The sequence below is a fragment of the Pseudomonas sp. G3-19 genome (assembly GCF_054855875.1).
This window is the reverse complement of sequence record NZ_JBMPIQ010000003.1, coordinates 2,340,353-2,355,811: the sequence shown is the minus strand read 5'-3', so window position 1 is coordinate 2,355,811 and position 15,459 is coordinate 2,340,353. Positions and strand designations below refer to the sequence as shown.

General features: G+C 60.7%; 18 protein-coding genes. 12 read left to right on the top strand and 6 right to left on the bottom strand.

The annotated features are described in order from the left end of the window. Positions 1 to 166: 166 nt before the first annotated feature. The 3 genes from ACOYXI_RS10830 (at position 167) to ACOYXI_RS10820 (ending at position 2,688) form a co-directional block, all read left to right on the top strand. Positions 167 to 1,588 carry an MltF family protein gene (locus tag ACOYXI_RS10830; RefSeq protein ID WP_461674831.1) on the top strand — a complete coding sequence of 474 codons (1,422 nt, stop codon included), beginning with the start codon at positions 167 to 169 and terminating at the stop codon, positions 1,586 to 1,588. A gap of 108 nt (positions 1,589 to 1,696) precedes the next feature. Next, a complete protein-coding gene (locus ACOYXI_RS10825) occupies positions 1,697 to 2,131 on the top strand; it encodes a DoxX family protein (RefSeq protein ID WP_007964771.1) in 435 nt (144 codons plus the stop codon). A gap of 248 nt (positions 2,132 to 2,379) precedes the next feature. Then, positions 2,380 to 2,688: a hypothetical protein gene (locus ACOYXI_RS10820; protein ID WP_003226820.1), complete on the top strand. Its 309-nt coding sequence runs from the start codon at positions 2,380 to 2,382 to the stop codon at positions 2,686 to 2,688. A 5-nt stretch (positions 2,689 to 2,693) separates the two neighbouring features. Here ACOYXI_RS10820 and greB read toward each other — a convergent pair whose 3' ends face one another. Genes greB through ACOYXI_RS10805 form a run of 3 tightly spaced genes read right to left on the bottom strand, consistent with a single transcriptional unit; the run spans position 2,694 to position 6,413 of the window. After that, positions 2,694 to 3,191: a transcription elongation factor GreB gene (gene greB / locus ACOYXI_RS10815; protein ID WP_461674830.1), complete on the bottom strand. Its 498-nt coding sequence runs from the start codon at positions 3,189 to 3,191 to the stop codon at positions 2,694 to 2,696. A 34-nt stretch (positions 3,192 to 3,225) separates the two neighbouring features. Continuing rightward, positions 3,226 to 5,730, bottom strand: coding sequence for an ABC transporter permease (locus ACOYXI_RS10810; RefSeq protein WP_461674829.1), 2,505 nt, complete (start codon positions 5,728 to 5,730; stop codon positions 3,226 to 3,228). Then, positions 5,730 to 6,413, bottom strand: a complete 684-nt coding sequence (locus tag ACOYXI_RS10805; RefSeq protein WP_007964778.1) for an ABC transporter ATP-binding protein — start codon at positions 6,411 to 6,413, stop codon at positions 5,730 to 5,732. The genes ACOYXI_RS10810 and ACOYXI_RS10805 overlap by 1 nt, the downstream gene beginning before the upstream one ends. A 10-nt stretch (positions 6,414 to 6,423) precedes the next feature. On the opposite strand from ACOYXI_RS10805, the gene ACOYXI_RS10800 reads away from it, so the two are divergent. The 3 genes from ACOYXI_RS10800 to ACOYXI_RS10790 all read left to right on the top strand — a co-directional run bounded on the left by ACOYXI_RS10800 (position 6,424) and on the right by ACOYXI_RS10790 (position 8,488). After that, the gene (locus ACOYXI_RS10800; protein ID WP_007964780.1) at positions 6,424 to 7,029 is read left to right on the top strand and encodes an arylesterase; all 606 of its coding nucleotides are present in this window, start codon (positions 6,424 to 6,426) and stop codon (positions 7,027 to 7,029) included. A 57-nt stretch (positions 7,030 to 7,086) separates the two neighbouring features. Continuing rightward, positions 7,087 to 7,380: a hypothetical protein gene (locus tag ACOYXI_RS10795; RefSeq protein ID WP_003226812.1), complete on the top strand. Its 294-nt coding sequence runs from the start codon at positions 7,087 to 7,089 to the stop codon at positions 7,378 to 7,380. A 136-nt stretch (positions 7,381 to 7,516) separates the two neighbouring features. After that, positions 7,517 to 8,488, top strand: a complete 972-nt coding sequence (locus tag ACOYXI_RS10790) for a L,D-transpeptidase family protein (RefSeq protein ID WP_098964907.1) — start codon at positions 7,517 to 7,519, stop codon at positions 8,486 to 8,488. A gap of 122 nt (positions 8,489 to 8,610) precedes the next feature. Here ACOYXI_RS10790 and oprI read toward each other — a convergent pair whose 3' ends face one another. Continuing rightward, entirely contained in the window at positions 8,611 to 8,862 is a 252-nt protein-coding gene (oprI, locus tag ACOYXI_RS10785; protein WP_003199355.1) for an outer membrane lipoprotei OprI, read from the bottom strand. 635 nt (positions 8,863 to 9,497) lie between these two features. On the opposite strand from oprI, the gene ACOYXI_RS10780 reads away from it, so the two are divergent. Continuing rightward, positions 9,498 to 9,779 (top strand): GNAT family N-acetyltransferase, encoded by a 282-nt coding sequence (locus ACOYXI_RS10780; RefSeq protein WP_003226804.1) that lies wholly within the window; start codon positions 9,498 to 9,500, stop codon positions 9,777 to 9,779. 60 nt (positions 9,780 to 9,839) lie between these two features. On the opposite strand, the gene ACOYXI_RS10775 is transcribed toward ACOYXI_RS10780, so the two are convergent. Beyond that, a complete protein-coding gene (locus ACOYXI_RS10775) occupies positions 9,840 to 10,916 on the bottom strand; it encodes a 3-deoxy-7-phosphoheptulonate synthase (protein WP_008079929.1) in 1,077 nt (358 codons plus the stop codon). 129 nt (positions 10,917 to 11,045) lie between these two features. Further along, on the bottom strand, positions 11,046 to 11,489 hold the full coding sequence (locus ACOYXI_RS10770) for a PilZ domain-containing protein (protein ID WP_258675551.1): 444 nt from the start codon (positions 11,487 to 11,489) through the stop codon (positions 11,046 to 11,048). On the opposite strand from ACOYXI_RS10770, the gene ACOYXI_RS10765 reads away from it, so the two are divergent. From ACOYXI_RS10765 to cysB, 5 genes are all read left to right on the top strand, one after another. Further along, entirely contained in the window at positions 11,488 to 11,874 is a 387-nt protein-coding gene (locus ACOYXI_RS10765; protein WP_027613456.1) for a thioredoxin family protein, read from the top strand. The two genes, ACOYXI_RS10770 and ACOYXI_RS10765, sit on opposite strands and share 2 nt — an antisense overlap. Continuing rightward, a complete protein-coding gene (locus ACOYXI_RS10760) occupies positions 11,875 to 12,831 on the top strand; it encodes a putative 2-dehydropantoate 2-reductase (protein WP_461674828.1) in 957 nt (318 codons plus the stop codon). It abuts the gene before it with no gap. Positions 12,832 to 12,859: 28 nt separating this feature from the next. Beyond that, complete coding sequence (locus ACOYXI_RS10755) at positions 12,860 to 13,765, top strand: 5'-nucleotidase (protein WP_027613454.1); 906 nt, start codon at positions 12,860 to 12,862, stop codon at positions 13,763 to 13,765. Between the two features lie 98 nt (positions 13,766 to 13,863). Beyond that, positions 13,864 to 14,367, top strand: coding sequence for a universal stress protein (locus ACOYXI_RS10750; RefSeq protein WP_461674827.1), 504 nt, complete (start codon positions 13,864 to 13,866; stop codon positions 14,365 to 14,367). Between the two features lie 113 nt (positions 14,368 to 14,480). Continuing rightward, complete coding sequence (cysB, locus tag ACOYXI_RS10745; RefSeq protein WP_007908591.1) at positions 14,481 to 15,455, top strand: HTH-type transcriptional regulator CysB; 975 nt, start codon at positions 14,481 to 14,483, stop codon at positions 15,453 to 15,455. Positions 15,456 to 15,459 lie beyond the last annotated feature (4 nt).

The window sequence follows — 15,459 nt, the reverse complement described above, 5'->3', positions numbered from 1 at the left end:
CAACGAGTTATAGCTGTCTTTTGATGCCGTGACGTAGCCCGGGTTGGCAGAAAAGCCATCACTGTGCCAGTCTCTCGCACTTTGCCAGCGCTCCAGGCGCTCTGTTTTCGTCGGTGATTTCGACCGTTCAGCGGTGAAATCACCCCGTATTCTTTCCGGAGAGTGGATGCATCGTCCCTCGGTTTTGCTCCTGTTGTGCGCGTCACTGCTGCTGCCGATAACGGCGGTTGCGCGCTTGCCCGGGCCACAGCAAGCCGTGCCGGCCGCCAAGGTTCGTGACCTGTCGGAGATCCGCAGCAGTCGAGTGTTGCGCGTGCTGGTCAATCAGAGTCGCAACAGTTCCGGTGAAGTCCAGGGTCAGGCCATCGGCGTCGAATACCATCGCCTGCGCGCCTTCGAGCAATACCTCAATGGCCACGCCCGCGATGGTCAGGAAATTACCCTCAAGATCATTCCCAAAGCCAAGGATCAACTGCTCGGCGCGTTGCAGCGTGGTGAAGGAGATCTGGTCGCGCCCGGTGAGCTGCTCGATCTGCAACCCGGCCACGCGGTGGCCAGCAGTGAGCCGATCGCCAGCAACGTGCCGCTGGTGCTGGTCGGCATCAAGGGCGAGCGCCGTTACACAAAGGTCGAGCAGCTTTCCGGCAAAACCCTGGCCTTGCCCACCGGCAGCGCGGCGGGGGAGGCGGTCAGCCAGCTCAATCAGAAACTGGCGTTGCACAAACTGGCGCCGATCAAGATCGAATGGGTCGATCCGACGCTGGCGGTCGAGGACGTGCTGGAGATGGTGCAGGGCGGGATTTTCCACCTGACCATCGTCGAGCAACCGATCGCCGAGCGTTGGGGCAAGATCCTGCCCAAGCTGCGTTTTGACCGACAATTGATGATCAGCGAGCCGGGTGAGGAATACTGGTTCGTGCGCCGTGATGCCTCGATGCTGCGGGCGAGCATCGATCGTTTCCTGGTCGGCTACAGGAAGCCGGCGAACGAGGATGCAGAGTTTCTGCGGATTTATCGACGGCTCTATCAAGTGCATTATCCGTTGGCCAAGGCTGACCGCCAGCGTCTGGAGAAACTGCGCCCGACCCTGCAAAAACACGCCGACGCGCAAAGCATGGACTGGCTGAATCTGGCGGCGCTGGCCTTCAAGGAGTCAGCTCTGCAACCCAGCGGCCGCAGCGGCAGTGGCCCGACCGGGTTGATGCAGATTACCCCGTCCGCAGCGCAGCGGGTCGGTGTGAACAATATCCAGAATCTCGATGCGAATGTGCAGGCCGGGGCCAAGTACCTGGCGATGATTCGCCGCAAGTTTTTCAACAGTCCGAAACTCAATGAGCGCGAGCGCATGGCGTTCACCCTGGCGGCCTACAATATCGGCCCGGAGCGGGTGCAGGGCATGCGCGCCGAGGCACGGCGGCGCGGGCTGAATCCGAACCAGTGGTTCTTTCAGGTCGAGCGCATCGCCATGGAGCAGGTGGGCATGGGCCCCGTCAGCTATGTTAATAGCGTGAACAAGTATTACCTGGCGTTCGACCGGGAGCGGGAGTCGCTGGAGCCCCGGGGACAGAAAGTCGCTTCACGGAAATGATCTAATAATTTGATTGTTATGGCGGAATAATTGCGCTTTTAACATGAATTTAACTGATTAATATAGCGGCCAATCCCAACACACTTCTCGCAAAACAAGGAATGCCCCATGAGCTCTCTGATCAACAAGGTTCTGTTCACTCGCGCCGGTTACGGCCTGACCATTCTGCGTATCGCGGTCGGCGTGATCTTCGCCGCCCACGGTTCGCAAAAACTGTTTGGTCTGTTCGGTGGTTACGGTCTGGCGGGCACCGCGCAATACATGGACAGCATCGGTCTGCACCCGGGTTACCTGATGGCCACGCTGGCCGGCGGTACCGAGTTCTTCGCCGGTCTGGCGCTGATCATCGGCCTGCTGGTGCGCCCGGCGGCGCTGGGTCTGACCTTCCTGTCGCTGGTGGCGATCTTCACCGTACACATCAGCAACGGTCTGTTCATGGCCAACAACGGTTACGAGTTCGCCCTGGCGCTGCTCGGTGGCAGCCTCGCGGTGATGATCGAAGGCGCCGGCAAGCTGTCGGTAGATCGCGCCATCGCCGGTTGAGCGCTCTGGCTCAAGCAAAAGGCCCGCATTGTGCGGGCCTTTTTTGTTGCGGCCGATTCTTGACACTCATCGGTCACGTTATCTAGGATGTTGCTCATGCGCCGATTTAAACAGCTACTTGCGGGGCGCCAGGTGACTCAGACAGTTGCCGTCAGAAGCCGGAACAGGGCTTCGAAATACCGCTAAAGCGCTGGTTCGGTGTTGCCTCTCACCTGCCATGCAGACTTTTGAGGCAGAGACACGACACGATGAATGCACTACGCCCTCCAGCACGTCCCGCGCCGATCACGGCACATATCACCCAGCGCAACCCGAAAATCCTGCTTGGCGGCAAACATCAGCCGACGCTGTTGCGTTATCTCGATGGCTGGCCACGTCGCAGCGGCGGTCCTGCCGCGTTCCTGATCCAGTTCGTTGAAGATGGCGAGTCGCTGGCGCGGTTTGCCAGTGACAGTTTTGACCTGGCGGTGATTCAGGCACCGAGCGCTGAAGACGCGCCGGAAATGATCAAGCAACTGACCCGCGTTGCGCGGCAGGGTTTGATCACTCGCCGCTGAAACGCTCAGGGATATTCGATCGCCACGATATAGACAAACTGCTCACCGGTTGGCGTCTGTACCCGGACTTCGGCGTCCAGCGCCTTGCCGATCAAGGCGCGGGCCAGTGGTGAGTCGATGCTGATCAGACCCAGTTTCAGATCCAGTTCATCCGGACCGACGATGCGGTAGCACGACTGCTTGCCGTCTTCGTCCTCGATGGTGACCCAGGCGCCGAAGTAGACCTTGTTCGGATCGCTGGGTTTTTCGCTGACGACCTTCAGTGCTTCGAGACGCTTGGTGAGAAATCGCACGCGGCTGTCGATCTCGCGCAGCATTTTCTTGCCGTAGGTGTACTCGGCGTTTTCCGAACGATCACCCTGCGCCGCTGCTTCGCTGACCGCTTGCGTCACCTGCGGGCGGCGTACATGCCACAGCTCATGGAATTCGGCGCGCATCCGCGCTTCACCTTCAGGGGTGATCAGCGCGGTGCCGGCGGTGCGAGGAGGGCGATAACGGCTCATGGCAACTTCTTGTGGTGACTAAGGCTGGAGTCTATCAACCCTCGCGCAAAACTGTCAGCGGGCTCGCATTCAATGCCCGACGCGTGCCGAACACGCCGGCACCACCAATCAGTGCGGCGCCAATCAATGGCAGCACCAGCAACCACGGATGCGGATGCCAAGGTAGATCGAAGGCAAAGCGATACAACACCAGACTCACCACTTCCGAACCGATGGCTGCCAGCAAGCCGCTGACCGCACCGAGCAAGCCGAACTCGATGCGCCGGGCCTTGACCAGCAACTGCCGTTGCGCGCCCAGCGCACGCAGCAGCGCACCTTGGCGAATGCGTTCATCCAGGGTTGCCTGCAAGCCGGAGAACAGCACCGCCATCCCCGCCGCCAACACAAACAACAACACGTATTCCACCGCCAGGGTGACCTGGGCGAGGATGCTGCGCAGTTGTTCGAGCAGGGCTTCGACCTGAAGTATGGTCACCGCCGGGAATGCCCGTGACAGCTCGACGATCTGCTGATCGTGACCGGGTGCAAGATAGAAACTGGTCAGGTAAGTCGCCGGCAGATCCTTCAGGGTGCCGGGCTGGAAGATCATGAAGAAGTTCGGCTGGAAGTTGTCCCAGTTGATCTCGCGCAGGCTGGTGACTTTCGCTTCACGATTGACCCCGCCGACGCTGAACACCATGTGATCGCCGAGTTTGAGCTTGAGGCTTTCGGCGACTTTACCTTCAACCGACACGCCCGGTACGTCGTCCGAGGGTTGCCCGGTCCACCACGTACCGGCGGTGAGCTTGTTACCGGCCGGCAGGTCGGCGGCCCAGGTCAGGCTCAAGTCACGTTGCACGGCACGGTCGCCGGCCGAATCCTTGCTGACGATCTGCTGCACCGGTTCGCCGTTGATGCTGATCAGCCGTCCCGGCACCACCGGGTACAGCGGCGCCGCCTGCGCGGACACCTTGATCAAGTGGTCGGTGAAGGCCTGTTTGTCCGCCGGCAGGATGTTCAGGGCGAAGTAGTTGGGGGCGTTTTTCGGTAACTGGTTTTGCCAGGTGTCGAGCAGCTCGCCACGCAGCAGGGCGATCAGCGCCATCGACAGCAGAATCAGACCGAACGCCAGCGCCTGACCGGCAGCGGCCAGTGGATGACGCAGCAGCTGCCCCAGGCCGAGACGCCACGGCAGCGGCGCGCGGGCGAGCATTCGGCGCAGGCTGTTGAGCAACAACAGCAGCAAGCCACCCAGCACCAGCGCAGCGACCACGCCACCGCCAAGCAGGGCGAAGGTCAGCAGCAGATCCAGACTCAGACGCCACATGATCAGGCCCAGTGCACCCAGCGCCGCGCCATAGACCATCCAGGTGCTCGACGGAATCGGCAGCATGTCGCGGCGCAGTACCCGCAGCGGTGGCACCCGACCCAGCGCGGCAAGTGGCGGCAGGGCGAAGCCGGCCAGCGCCACCAGCCCGGTGCCGATCCCGGCGAGTGCCGGAAACAGGCCGCCCGGTGGCACATCGGCAGGCAGTAGATCATGTAATAGAGCGAACAGGCCCAGTTGCGCCAGCCAGCCGAGCACTGCGCCGCTGAGGGCAGCGAACAGGCCAAGTACGGTCAGTTGAATGCTGAACAACAGCATGGTTTCCCGACGCGACAAACCGAGGCAGCGCAGCAAGGCACTGGCATCGAAACGGCGACTGGCGAAGCGGTTGGCCGACAGCGCCACGGCCACACCGGCCAACAGCACCGCGACCAGACTGGCCATGTTCAGGTAGCGCTCGGCCTTGCCCAGTGCGCCGCCAATCTGCCGGTTGCCGTCGCGCGCATCCTGAATGCGCTGATTGGCGGCCAGACCGGGTTTGAGCAGTTGTCGATAGGTTTCCAGCGCCTGCGGTTCGCCGCGCCACAACTCGCGATAACTCACGCGGCTGCCGGGCTGGACCACGCCAGTGGCGGCGAGGTCCTCGAGGTTGATCATCACCCGAGGCGTGAGGCTGTAGAAGTTGCCGGCGCGATCCGGCTCGTAAGTCAGCACGCGGGTCAGCTTCAAGGTTTTCATGCCGACGTCGATGCTGTCGCCGATCTTCAGATCCAGCGCAGTCAGCAGACGAGCTTCAACCCACGCTTCACCGGGTTGCGGCTCGCCGCCCGAGGTTTCAGCGGCAAACGGGGCCGGGGCACTTTTCAGCTCGCCGCGCAGCGGGTAGGCGCGGTCGACGGCTTTGATGCTCGATAACTGAATGCCATTGTCGGTGGCAATGACGCTGGAAAACTCCACCACCTGCGCATGATTCAAGCGCAGCTCGGTGCCGCTGCGGATCTGTTCGTCGCGGGCCGGCGAGCTGCCCTCAAGCACCAGGTCGGCGCCAAGGAACTCGGTGGCGCGCAGCATCATCGCACCGTTGAGGCGGGCGCCGAAGTAGCCGATGGCAGTACTCGCCGCGACCGCCACGACCAAGGCAAAAAACAACACGCGCAATTCGCCGGCGCGGGCATCGCGCATGAGTTGACGTAGGGCGAGACTGAACAGACGCAACAGCGGCAGACGTGCCATCAAGGCTCCAGAGGGGCAACCAGCAGCCCGGCTTCAAGTCGGATCAGGCGCCGGCAGCGATGGGCCAGGCGTTCGTCGTGGGTCACCAGCACGAGGGTGGTGCCGCGTTCCTTGTTCAGTTCGAACAGCAAGTCGCTGATGCGCTCGCCGGTGTGGCTGTCGAGGTTGCCGGTGGGTTCGTCGGCGAACAGCACGTCCGGCTCGGCAGCGAAGGCCCGGGCAATCGCCACGCGCTGTTGTTCGCCGCCGGAGAGCTGGCGCGGCGAGTGCGTCAGGCGCTGGCCGAGACCGACCCGTTGCAGCAGTTCGGTGGCGCGTTCGCGGGCGTCTTTGCGGCCATCGAGTTCCAGCGGCAGCATGACGTTTTCCAGGGCGTTGAGGCTGTCCAGCAACTGGAAGGACTGAAAGACGAAACCCACGTGTTCGGCACGGATTCGCGCGCGCTGGTCTTCGTCGAGATTGCTCAGGCCTTGCCCCGCGAGGATGACTTCGCCGCTGCTTGGCAGGTCGAGGCCGGCGAGCAGGCCGAGCAGGGTGGATTTGCCGGAACCGGACGCGCCGACGATGGCCAGGCTGTCGCCCTGGTTCAGTTCCAGGCTGAGTTCGTGCAGGATAGTCAGTTCACCTTCCGCGCTGGGAACCACTTTGCTGAGGTTCTTCGCGGTGAGAATGCTTGCGCCCATGGAGAATCCGATGCGTGTGTGGTTTTTGAGTGCTGGCCTGGCCTTGATGTGCATGGCCCAGAACGCAGCGGCGGGTACTGTCCTGATCGTTGGCGATAGTATCAGCGCCGGTTTCGGACTGGATACCCGCCTGGGGTGGGTATCGCTGCTCGAGCAACGGCTCAAACAGGAGGGTTTTGACGACAAAGTGGTCAATGCCTCGATCAGCGGCGACACCAGTGCCGGAGGCCAGGCACGCCTGCCGGCGCTGCTTGCAGAGCACAAGCCGGAACTGGTGATCCTCGAATTGGGGGGCAACGACGGCCTGCGCGGAATGCCGCCAACGCAATTGCAACAAAACCTTGCGGCGATGATCGACAGCTCGCGTCAGAGTGGCGCCAAGGTGTTGCTGCTGGGCATGCAATTGCCGCCCAACTACGGCAAGCGTTACACCGATGCCTTTGCCGAGGTCTACGGCAAACTTGCGGACGATAAAAAAATCCCGCTGGTGCCGTTTTTCCTCGACGGCGTGGGTGGGCATCCCGAGCTGATGCAGGCCGATGGTCTGCACCCGGCCGCCGGGGCTCAGGGCAAGTTGCTGGAAAATGTCTGGCCGACGCTAAAACCGCTGTTATGAGGCTTTTCTAGTGGCAGGCTTTCGGCTAATGTGGCGCCCCCTTATTTGGAGCCCCCGATGCCGCGTCCTGCCTGGTCCCTGTTTGCCTACCAACTGATCGAGCCTGACGAACAGCTGGATCTGTTCGCCTGCCAGGAAGTGCGGGTGCATCTGGTGACCCGTCAGCTCGAACTCGGTGGCTCGGCAGACCGCACGTTGTGTGGCAGTCTGCTGCCGGCACAACCGCGTTGGTCGAGTGTGGATCGTCGGGTGTTTCAGGATCAGCGTCTGTGTTCGTTGTGCCGGGCGATTCTCGAGTCGCAGAAGCGCGGCACCTCGCCGATCTGGCCTGAGTTGCGTTTCGAACTCTAGGATCAACAGATCGCAGCCTGCGACAGCTCCTACATGAAGACTTCTGGCTGCCCATCGGCGCATCTCCCCGAATTCCCGAGGTGCGGTGTACAATCGCGCTCTTATACCCTTGTTGATCATGCGAAGGATTTTCCGGATGTTGCCGCGCTTTCCTGCCGTCACCCGCTGCCTGTCACTTGCCGCCCTGTGTGTGGCCGGTCCCGTTGCTGCATTGGAGTTTCCCCTGCCACCACCCGGTGAGGACATCATCGGCCAGGTGCAGGTGATCAAGGCCAAATACGAAGACACCTTCGCTGACCTGGGCACCAAGTACGACCTGGGTTATTCGGAAATGGTCGCGGCCAACCCGGGCGTCGATGCCTGGCTGCCGGGCGCCGGTACTGAAATCGTCCTGCCGACCCGGTTCATTCTGCCGCCGGGTCCGCGTGAAGGCATCGTGATCAACCTTGCTGAATACCGCCTCTACTATTTCCCGAAAGGCCGGAACGTGGTGTACACCTTCCCGCTGGGGATCGGTCGTGAAGGTTGGGGCTCGCCAATCGCGCACACCTCGATCACTGCCAAGACGCCGAACCCGACCTGGACCCCTCCGGCGTCGATCAAGGCCGAGCACGCCGCCGACGGTGATCCGCTGCCGAACGTGGTACCGGCCGGCCCGGACAACCCGCTGGGGCCGTTCAAGTTCACCTTGGGTACACCGGGCTACCTGATCCACGGTTCGAACAAGAAGTTCGGCATCGGCATGCGCACCAGCCACGGCTGCTTCCGCATGTTCAACAACAACGTGCTGGAAATGGCGGCCATGGTGCCGGTCGGCACTTCGGTGCGCATTCTCAACGATGCGTACAAGTTCGGCAGCAGTGGCGGCAAGGTCTATCTGGAAGCGCACACACCCATCGATGACAAGGGCAACCCGTCGGTGGTCGACAAGCACACTGCAGTGATCAATGCGATGCTCAAGCGCGAAGATGTCACCAACAACCTGCGCGTGAACTGGGATGTCGTGCGTGATGTGGTAGCGGCCGAAGATGGCCTGCCAACTGAAATCGGCACACCGAATACCTCGGCGCCGATGGTCTCGAACACCCCGATCGACCTGCAGCAGTAAGTCGATCAAAACCCGCAGGCGCGTGCAGCGTCGGCGGGTTTTTTATTGCCCGGGGGAAAGTACCGGCAATAAAAAAGCCGACCCAAAAAATGGGTCGGCTTGATAACAATCCCGAGGGATTATTACTTGCGGCTAGCTTTGTCCAGCATGCGCAGAGCACGCTCGTTAGCTTCGTCAGCAGTCTGTTGTGCTTTTTGAGCAGCAGCCAGAGCTTCATCAGCTTTACGGTAAGCTTCGTCTGCACGAGCTTGGGAGCGAGCAGCTGCGTCTTCAGTAGCGGTCAGACGTGCTTCGGTTTCTTTCGATGCGCTGCTGCAACCGGTAGCCAGAACTGCGGCCAGAGCCAGAGCAGAGAATTTCAGAACGTTGTTCATCGTGTTCCCCTTCAAGGACTTTCAATTAAGTGGCTTTCTCCTCCGATTGAGGAAATAGCCGGCGTACATACTACCCATTACTTGTAGTAAGTAAACTGACCTAACGCAAGAAGCAAAAAAAATTGTAGGCGTTGATTCTTTTTCGAGCAACTTTTAACCGGCCTGTATAAAAAGTATCCAGCTGCAAGCCCCGGCTTGAGCGTGTTAATGAGAAAAAGTTCCCGTTGCCTGATGCAGTTTCTGCGTCTTGCACCAAGTGTGCCTAGATGTATTCGTCTACACTTTTGTTCCGATTTTGCATGACGCCTCACATATCTTTGTCGCTCTTGAGGTGACTTTAAAGAAGAGGCTGCGTCTTAAGTCTCGACATTCGGCAATGTTCCGGTGAGCGCTTCGGGAAGATCTTCCCTGCGCCTGCCGCTGCGTCCATCGGAGTCACCCGGTCAACGAGCACGATGACGAGCGCACCTTGAGCATTTTCGCCAATGGTGCCTACTATTTATCACGTGCTCGATTGCGCGAGACCGGTGTGGTTTTTCTCGGTGTCCATCAGGCACGGGGTGGCGTAGATGTTCCTTCGCCGGAAAAACATCGGTAAGGTAGGGGTCAGAATTCGAGACCCGCGAGGAGTAGTGATGAGCGAGGCGTTGTCCATCCACCATGACCAGGCTGGTCATCAGTTCGAGACCAATGTGGACGGTCATCGTGCCTACCTGACCTATATGGATCTGGGGAAACAGACCCTGGATATCTATCGCACCTTCGTGCCCAACGCCTTGCGCGGCCGTGGCATTGCCGCCGCGCTGACCGAAAGCGCGCTGCAGTACGCCGAAGAAATGGGTTACACGGTGATCCCGTCGTGCTCCTACGTCGAGCGCTACATGGAACGTCATCAGCGCCGCGCCGCCAAGATCTGAATCGCACACACGAAAACGCCGGGCAATGCCCGGCGTTTTTTTATGCCCCTGAAACGCTGATCAGTTGCGCTGACGTTTCGGCAGAACATCCTTGAGCTTGGCGTGCATGCTGCGCAGGGTGTTCTCGGTGGCAGACCAGTCGATGCAGGCATCGGTGATCGACACGCCGTATTGCAGGTCGGCGAGGTCTTTCGGGATGGCCTGGCAGCCCCAGTTCAGATGACTCTCGACCATCAGGCCGATGATCGACTGGTTGCCTTCGAGGATCTGGTTGGCGACGTTCTCCATCACCAGCGGTTGCAGGGCCGGGTCCTTGTTGGAGTTGGCGTGGCTGCAATCGACCATGATGTTCGGCTTGATCTTCGCCTTGTTCAGCGCCTGCTCGCACAGGGCGACGCTGACCGAATCGTAGTTCGGCTTGCCGTTGCCGCCACGCAGCACCACGTGACCGTAGGCGTTGCCCTTGGTGGTGACGATCGACACGCCACCTTCCTGGTTGATCCCCAGGAAACGGTGCGGGCTGGACACCGACTGCAGGGCGTTGATCGCCACGGTCAGGCCGCCGTCAGTGCCGTTCTTGAAGCCGACAGCCGAAGACAGGCCGGAAGCCATTTCACGGTGGGTCTGGGATTCGGTAGTGCGTGCGCCGATGGCCGACCAGCTGATCAGGTCCTGCAGGTACTGCGGGGAGATCGGGTCGAGGGCTTCGGTGGCGGTCGGCAGGCCTTTCTCGGCCAGGTCCAGCAGCAACTGGCGACCGATGTGCAGACCGTCCTGAATCTTGAACGAGTCATCCAGGTACGGATCGTTGATCAGGCCTTTCCAGCCGACGGTAGTTCGTGGCTTCTCGAAATACACGCGCATGACCAGATACAGGGTGTCGGAGACTTCCTCCGCCAGCACCTTGAGGCGATCGGCGTATTCGTGGGCAGCCTTGATATCGTGGATCGAGCACGGGCCGATCACTACGAACAGACGGTGGTCGGTGCCATCAAGAATGTTGCGAATGACTTCGCGGCCCTTGGTGACGGTGCGCAGCGCAGCATCGCTCAGAGGGATATCACGCTTGAGCTGATCGGGAGTGATCAGGGTCTCGTTAGAGGCGACGTTTAGGTCGTTGATCGGTAAATCAGCCATCGTTTACTCGTCAGGTCACGGGTGCCGGCCGCCAGCGATCCCCGCGCGGCGGAGCACAGCAGATTTAAGCGCGTCGGGGAGCCGAACCTTAGCGCGTCAGACGCGGCTCGACAATGGGCAAACGCCGCTTTAATCCAGCACTGGCTGGGCAAAAGCCTTGCGCACGCTATCGTGGGAGAACTCGTCGGCGTGTTGTTCGACCCATTGCAGGGCCAGCGCCTGAATATCCTGCAGATCGTCGTGGGCCTCGTTCATGCGGCAATAACGCTCGATCTGGCACACCTGTTCGCCCATCCGGGCACTGAACAGCGTCTGCTCATCGGTGAACGCGATCCCCAGCAGATAGCCCTTTTTGCGCCGCAGACACCATGCGACATAGCCCGGATAACAGATGTCGGCGTTGAGTGTCGGCATGCGCACTTGCAGCGCCGTGCCGTGGCGCCACGCGCGGTGATAATTGCAAGCGATCCCGCCGAGGCTGATAGTGTGCAGCTGTTGCCTGGAAATACACTCGGGCTTGAGCAAGGTTAATTCAACCGGCACTTCGTCCGGATGAGGAATGAAACGTCCCATGAGCACAGACTCCCTGTGTCGGCCATTTGACATTGTTTCCCCCAGTATAGTGGTCGAATCCGAGCTGACCGATTTCGACGCCGACCAGCGGCTGCTGGCGATGAGCGGCGTTTCGCTGGTGATTTTCACCAGCGTCGGCTGTTCCAGCTGCCGCTATGCCAGAGAGGTGTTGCCCGGGTTCGAGCTGGCGGTGGATCGCCTGTGCTGGATCGATGCCGGCAACAACGGCGGGTTGGTGGAGCGCTATCAGGTCTTTCATTTGCCGGCGCTGTTTGTGGTGCGCGACGGCGAGTTCTTTGGGGCATTGCACACGCGTCTGACCGCCGTTGCGCTGAACGCGGCAGTGGCGCAGGCGCTGGGTCGAATTGCAGAGGAGTTGCCATAGATGGTGGGAGCAGACAGCAAACCGTTGATCGGGATTATCGGCACCGGGGCCATAGGCGGGTTTTACGGTCTGATGCTGGCGCGGGCCGGTTTCGATGTGCACTTTTTACTGCGCAGTGAATTCTCGGCGGTGGCCGAACGTGGTTTGCAGGTGGACAGTGCCGTGCATGGCACCCTGACGCTGAACCCGGTGCAGGCGTATGCGAAGGCCGAGGACATGCCGGCTTGCGACTGGTTGCTGGTCGGCGCCAAGACCACCAGCAGCGCGGGTCTGGCCCCGGCGATCATTGCCGCGGCCAGGCCCGGCGCGAAAGTGCTGGTGCTGCAGAACGGTCTGGACGTCGAAGACAGCTTGCGCGAGTTGCTGCCCGATTCCCTGCATATGCTCGGTGGTCTGTGCCTGATCTGCGTGCATCGCGAAGGGCCGGGACACATCACCCATCAGGCCTTGGGTGCGGTGAATGTCGGCTATCACAGTGGCCCGGCGGCGGATGAAGCGGCGCGCATGGCGCTGGTCGAGGAGGGTGCCGGTCTGTTCCGCGCCGCTGGCATCGATTCGCAGGCGATGCCCAATCTGCAACAGGCGCGCTGGCAGAAACTGGTGTGGAATATTCCCTACAACGGTCTCTCGGTGTTGCTCGGCGCCGGCACCACGCCGCTGATGGCCGACGCGGACAGTCGCGCGCTGATCCAGGCGTTGATGGCCGAAGTGGTGCAGGGCGCCAGGGCCTGCGGTCACGACGTTCCGCCCGGTTACGCCGATTACCTGTTCATGATGACCGAGAAAATGCCCGACTATTGGCCGAGCATGTACCACGATTTCCTGCATAAACGGCCGCTGGAGCTGGAAGCGATTTACGCCCGGCCATTGGCCGCAGCCAAAGCGGCAGGCTGTGAGTTGCCACGGATCGAAGCGCTGTATCGCACATTGAGTTTTATCGACCGACGCAACACTTGAGTCGGTTTTCGGGGGAGTGGGGGAAGGCATGGCCAAGAACATCGATGACAAACTGGTGCTGGCGATTTCGTCTCGCGCCTTGTTCGACCTGAGCGAGAGTCACAAGGTCTACCTGGCGAGCGGCGTCGAAGCCTATCGGCAATACCAGATCGAACACGAAGACGAAATTCTCGCGCCCGGCGATGCGTTCCCGCTGGTAGAAAAACTCCTGAGCCTCAACAGTCGCCTCGACCGCGCCCGGGTCGAGGTGATTCTGGTTTCGCGCAACAGTGCCGACACCGGCCTGCGCGCGTTCAACTCGATCGATCATTATGGGCTGGACATCTCGCGGGCGGCCTTCGTCGGCGGGCGCAGTCCGTATCCCTATCTCAAAGCGTTTGGCTGTGACTTGTTTCTGTCCACCCACGCCGAGGATGTGCGCGCCGCGCTGGACGCCGGGTTTGCCGCGGCGACGATTCTCTCCGGCGGCGCCAGTCGCGCGGCCAGTGATGAGTTGCGCATCGCCTTCGACGGCGACGCGGTGTTGTTCTCCGACGAATCCGAGCGCGTTTATCAGGCTGGCGGGCTGCTGGCGTTTCAGGCCAAGGAACGGGAGTCGGCGCGCGAGCCATTGCGCGGTGGACCTTTCAAGGGCTTTCTGGCGGCACTCAATGCGCTGCAACGCGAGTTCCCCGAAGACGACTGCCCGATCCGCACGGCGCTGGTTACCGCGCGTTCGGCACCGGCCCATGAGCGGGTGATCCGCACCTTGCGCGAGTGGGACATCCGCCTCGACGAGTCGCTGTTTCTCGGCGGGCTGACCAAATCGGCGTTTCTCGAAGCCTTCGCTGCCGATGTGTTCTTCGACGATCAGACCGGCCACTGCGAGGCCGCCCGCGAAGTGGTCGCCACCGGACACGTACCGCATGGCATCAGTAACGAACCGTCGATCTAAAGCCCCAGTGCTTCAAGACGTTGCGTCGCACGTCGTACTCGCCAAGGCACTGCTAAGCTGAATCAAATCTCCGCCATGTTGGCACGCGAGGAGGTCATATGATTCGTTCGATGCTGTATGCCACTGACCTCGGTCTGTACGCACCTTTAGTGATGCAGCATGCCCTGGCGCTGGCGCGGACATTCAATGCCGACTTGTATGTGGTGCATGCAGTGGAACCCATGGGGCTGTTTGCCGAATCGGTGTTGCAGAGTTATCTCGACGAACAGGCATTGAACGAATTTCACAGTCAGGGTCTGAAAACTGTCATCGCCAATATCGAGCAACGGGTGCTGGACAGTTTTCGCGAAGAGCTGGGCGACGAGGGCGAGCAGGATCTGCAGCGGATTTGCGCGGTTCGGGTGGTGCAGGGCGATCCGGCGCAGGTGATTCTCGAGCAGGTGCAGAAACTCTCTGTGGATTTGCTGATCGTAGGCACTCACAGCCACGGCGTAGGGGCGGAAACGCCTTTGGGGCGCACGGCGACCCGGGTCCTGCAATTGGCCAAGGTGCCGGTTTATCTGGTGCCATTGGTGGAGCGCCGGCGCCGGGGGGATCGCTGAAGCGGGAATAATGGCCTTTTGATAAAAAAGTTCTAGATTTATTCATCAAACCATTAATATAGTTATATACCGTCGCTGATGCCCGTGGCGTCTACCTGCTTTGAGGGATACATATGAAGCTTCAACAATTGCGCTACATCTGGGAAGTGGCGCACCACGACCTCAACGTTTCCGCTACCGCCCAAAGCCTTTACACCTCGCAACCGGGTATCAGTAAACAGATCCGCCTGCTGGAAGACGAACTTGGCGTTGAAGTGTTTGCCCGCAGTGGCAAGCACCTGACCCGCGTCACCCCGGCCGGCGAGCGCATCATCACCACCGCAGGCGAAATCCTGCGCAAGGTCGAAAGCATCAAGCAGATTGCCCAGGAATTCTCCAACGAGAAAAAAGGCACCCTGTCGATCGCCACCACCCACACCCAGGCGCGTTATGCATTGCCGCCGGTGATCAGCAATTTCATCAAACAATACCCGGACGTGGCGCTGCACATGCACCAGGGTTCGCCAATGCAGATCGCCGAGATGGCCGCTGACGGCACCGTCGATTTCGCCATCGCCACCGAAGCGCTGGAGCTGTTCGGTGATCTGGTGATGATGCCGTGCTATCGCTGGAACCGCTGCGTGGTCGTGCCCCAGGGCCACCCGCTGACCAAGCTGCCGAAGCTGACCCTCGAAGCGCTGGCCGAATACCCGATCGTGACTTACGTGTTCGGTTTCACCGGCCGTTCGAAACTCGACGAAGCCTTCAGCCATCGCGGCCTGACGCCGAAAGTGGTGTTCACCGCGGCCGACGCCGACGTGATCAAAACCTACGTGCGTCTGGGCCTGGGTGTGGGCATCGTTGCCAAAATGGCGGTCGACACCAAGCTCGATAACGACCTGGTGGTGCTGGATGCCAGCGAACTGTTCGAGTCGAGCATCACCAAGATCGGTTTCCGTCGCGGTACTTTCCTGCGTGGTTTCATGTGCGACTTCATCGAGAAGTTCGCCCCGCACCTGACCCGCGAAGTAATGGCCAAAGCCATCCAGTGCCACAACAAGCAGGAACTGGAAGAGCTGTTCGACGGCGTCGAACTGCCGGTCCACTAAGACC

Excerpts from the sequence above, each read along its gene's own strand:
- ACOYXI_RS10830 (WP_461674831.1), top strand. The coding sequence starts at position 167 with ATGCATCGTCCCTCGGTTTTGCTCCTGTTGTGCGCGTCACTGCTGCTG.
- ACOYXI_RS10825 (WP_007964771.1), top strand. The coding sequence starts at position 1,697 with ATGAGCTCTCTGATCAACAAGGTTCTGTTCACTCGCGCCGGTTACGGC.
- ACOYXI_RS10820 (WP_003226820.1), top strand. The coding sequence starts at position 2,380 with ATGAATGCACTACGCCCTCCAGCACGTCCCGCGCCGATCACGGCACAT.
- greB (WP_461674830.1), bottom strand. The coding sequence starts at position 3,191 with ATGAGCCGTTATCGCCCTCCTCGCACCGCCGGCACCGCGCTGATCACC.
- ACOYXI_RS10810 (WP_461674829.1), bottom strand. The coding sequence starts at position 5,730 with ATGGCACGTCTGCCGCTGTTGCGTCTGTTCAGTCTCGCCCTACGTCAA.
- ACOYXI_RS10805 (WP_007964778.1), bottom strand. The coding sequence starts at position 6,413 with ATGGGCGCAAGCATTCTCACCGCGAAGAACCTCAGCAAAGTGGTTCCC.
- ACOYXI_RS10800 (WP_007964780.1), top strand. The coding sequence starts at position 6,424 with ATGCGTGTGTGGTTTTTGAGTGCTGGCCTGGCCTTGATGTGCATGGCC.
- ACOYXI_RS10795 (WP_003226812.1), top strand. The coding sequence starts at position 7,087 with ATGCCGCGTCCTGCCTGGTCCCTGTTTGCCTACCAACTGATCGAGCCT.
- ACOYXI_RS10790 (WP_098964907.1), top strand. The coding sequence starts at position 7,517 with ATGTTGCCGCGCTTTCCTGCCGTCACCCGCTGCCTGTCACTTGCCGCC.
- oprI (WP_003199355.1), bottom strand. The coding sequence starts at position 8,862 with ATGAACAACGTTCTGAAATTCTCTGCTCTGGCTCTGGCCGCAGTTCTG.
- ACOYXI_RS10780 (WP_003226804.1), top strand. The coding sequence starts at position 9,498 with ATGAGCGAGGCGTTGTCCATCCACCATGACCAGGCTGGTCATCAGTTC.
- ACOYXI_RS10775 (WP_008079929.1), bottom strand. The coding sequence starts at position 10,916 with ATGGCTGATTTACCGATCAACGACCTAAACGTCGCCTCTAACGAGACC.
- ACOYXI_RS10765 (WP_027613456.1), top strand. The coding sequence starts at position 11,488 with ATGAGCACAGACTCCCTGTGTCGGCCATTTGACATTGTTTCCCCCAGT.
- ACOYXI_RS10770 (WP_258675551.1), bottom strand. The coding sequence starts at position 11,489 with ATGGGACGTTTCATTCCTCATCCGGACGAAGTGCCGGTTGAATTAACC.
- ACOYXI_RS10760 (WP_461674828.1), top strand. The coding sequence starts at position 11,875 with ATGGTGGGAGCAGACAGCAAACCGTTGATCGGGATTATCGGCACCGGG.
- ACOYXI_RS10755 (WP_027613454.1), top strand. The coding sequence starts at position 12,860 with ATGGCCAAGAACATCGATGACAAACTGGTGCTGGCGATTTCGTCTCGC.
- ACOYXI_RS10750 (WP_461674827.1), top strand. The coding sequence starts at position 13,864 with ATGATTCGTTCGATGCTGTATGCCACTGACCTCGGTCTGTACGCACCT.
- cysB (WP_007908591.1), top strand. The coding sequence starts at position 14,481 with ATGAAGCTTCAACAATTGCGCTACATCTGGGAAGTGGCGCACCACGAC.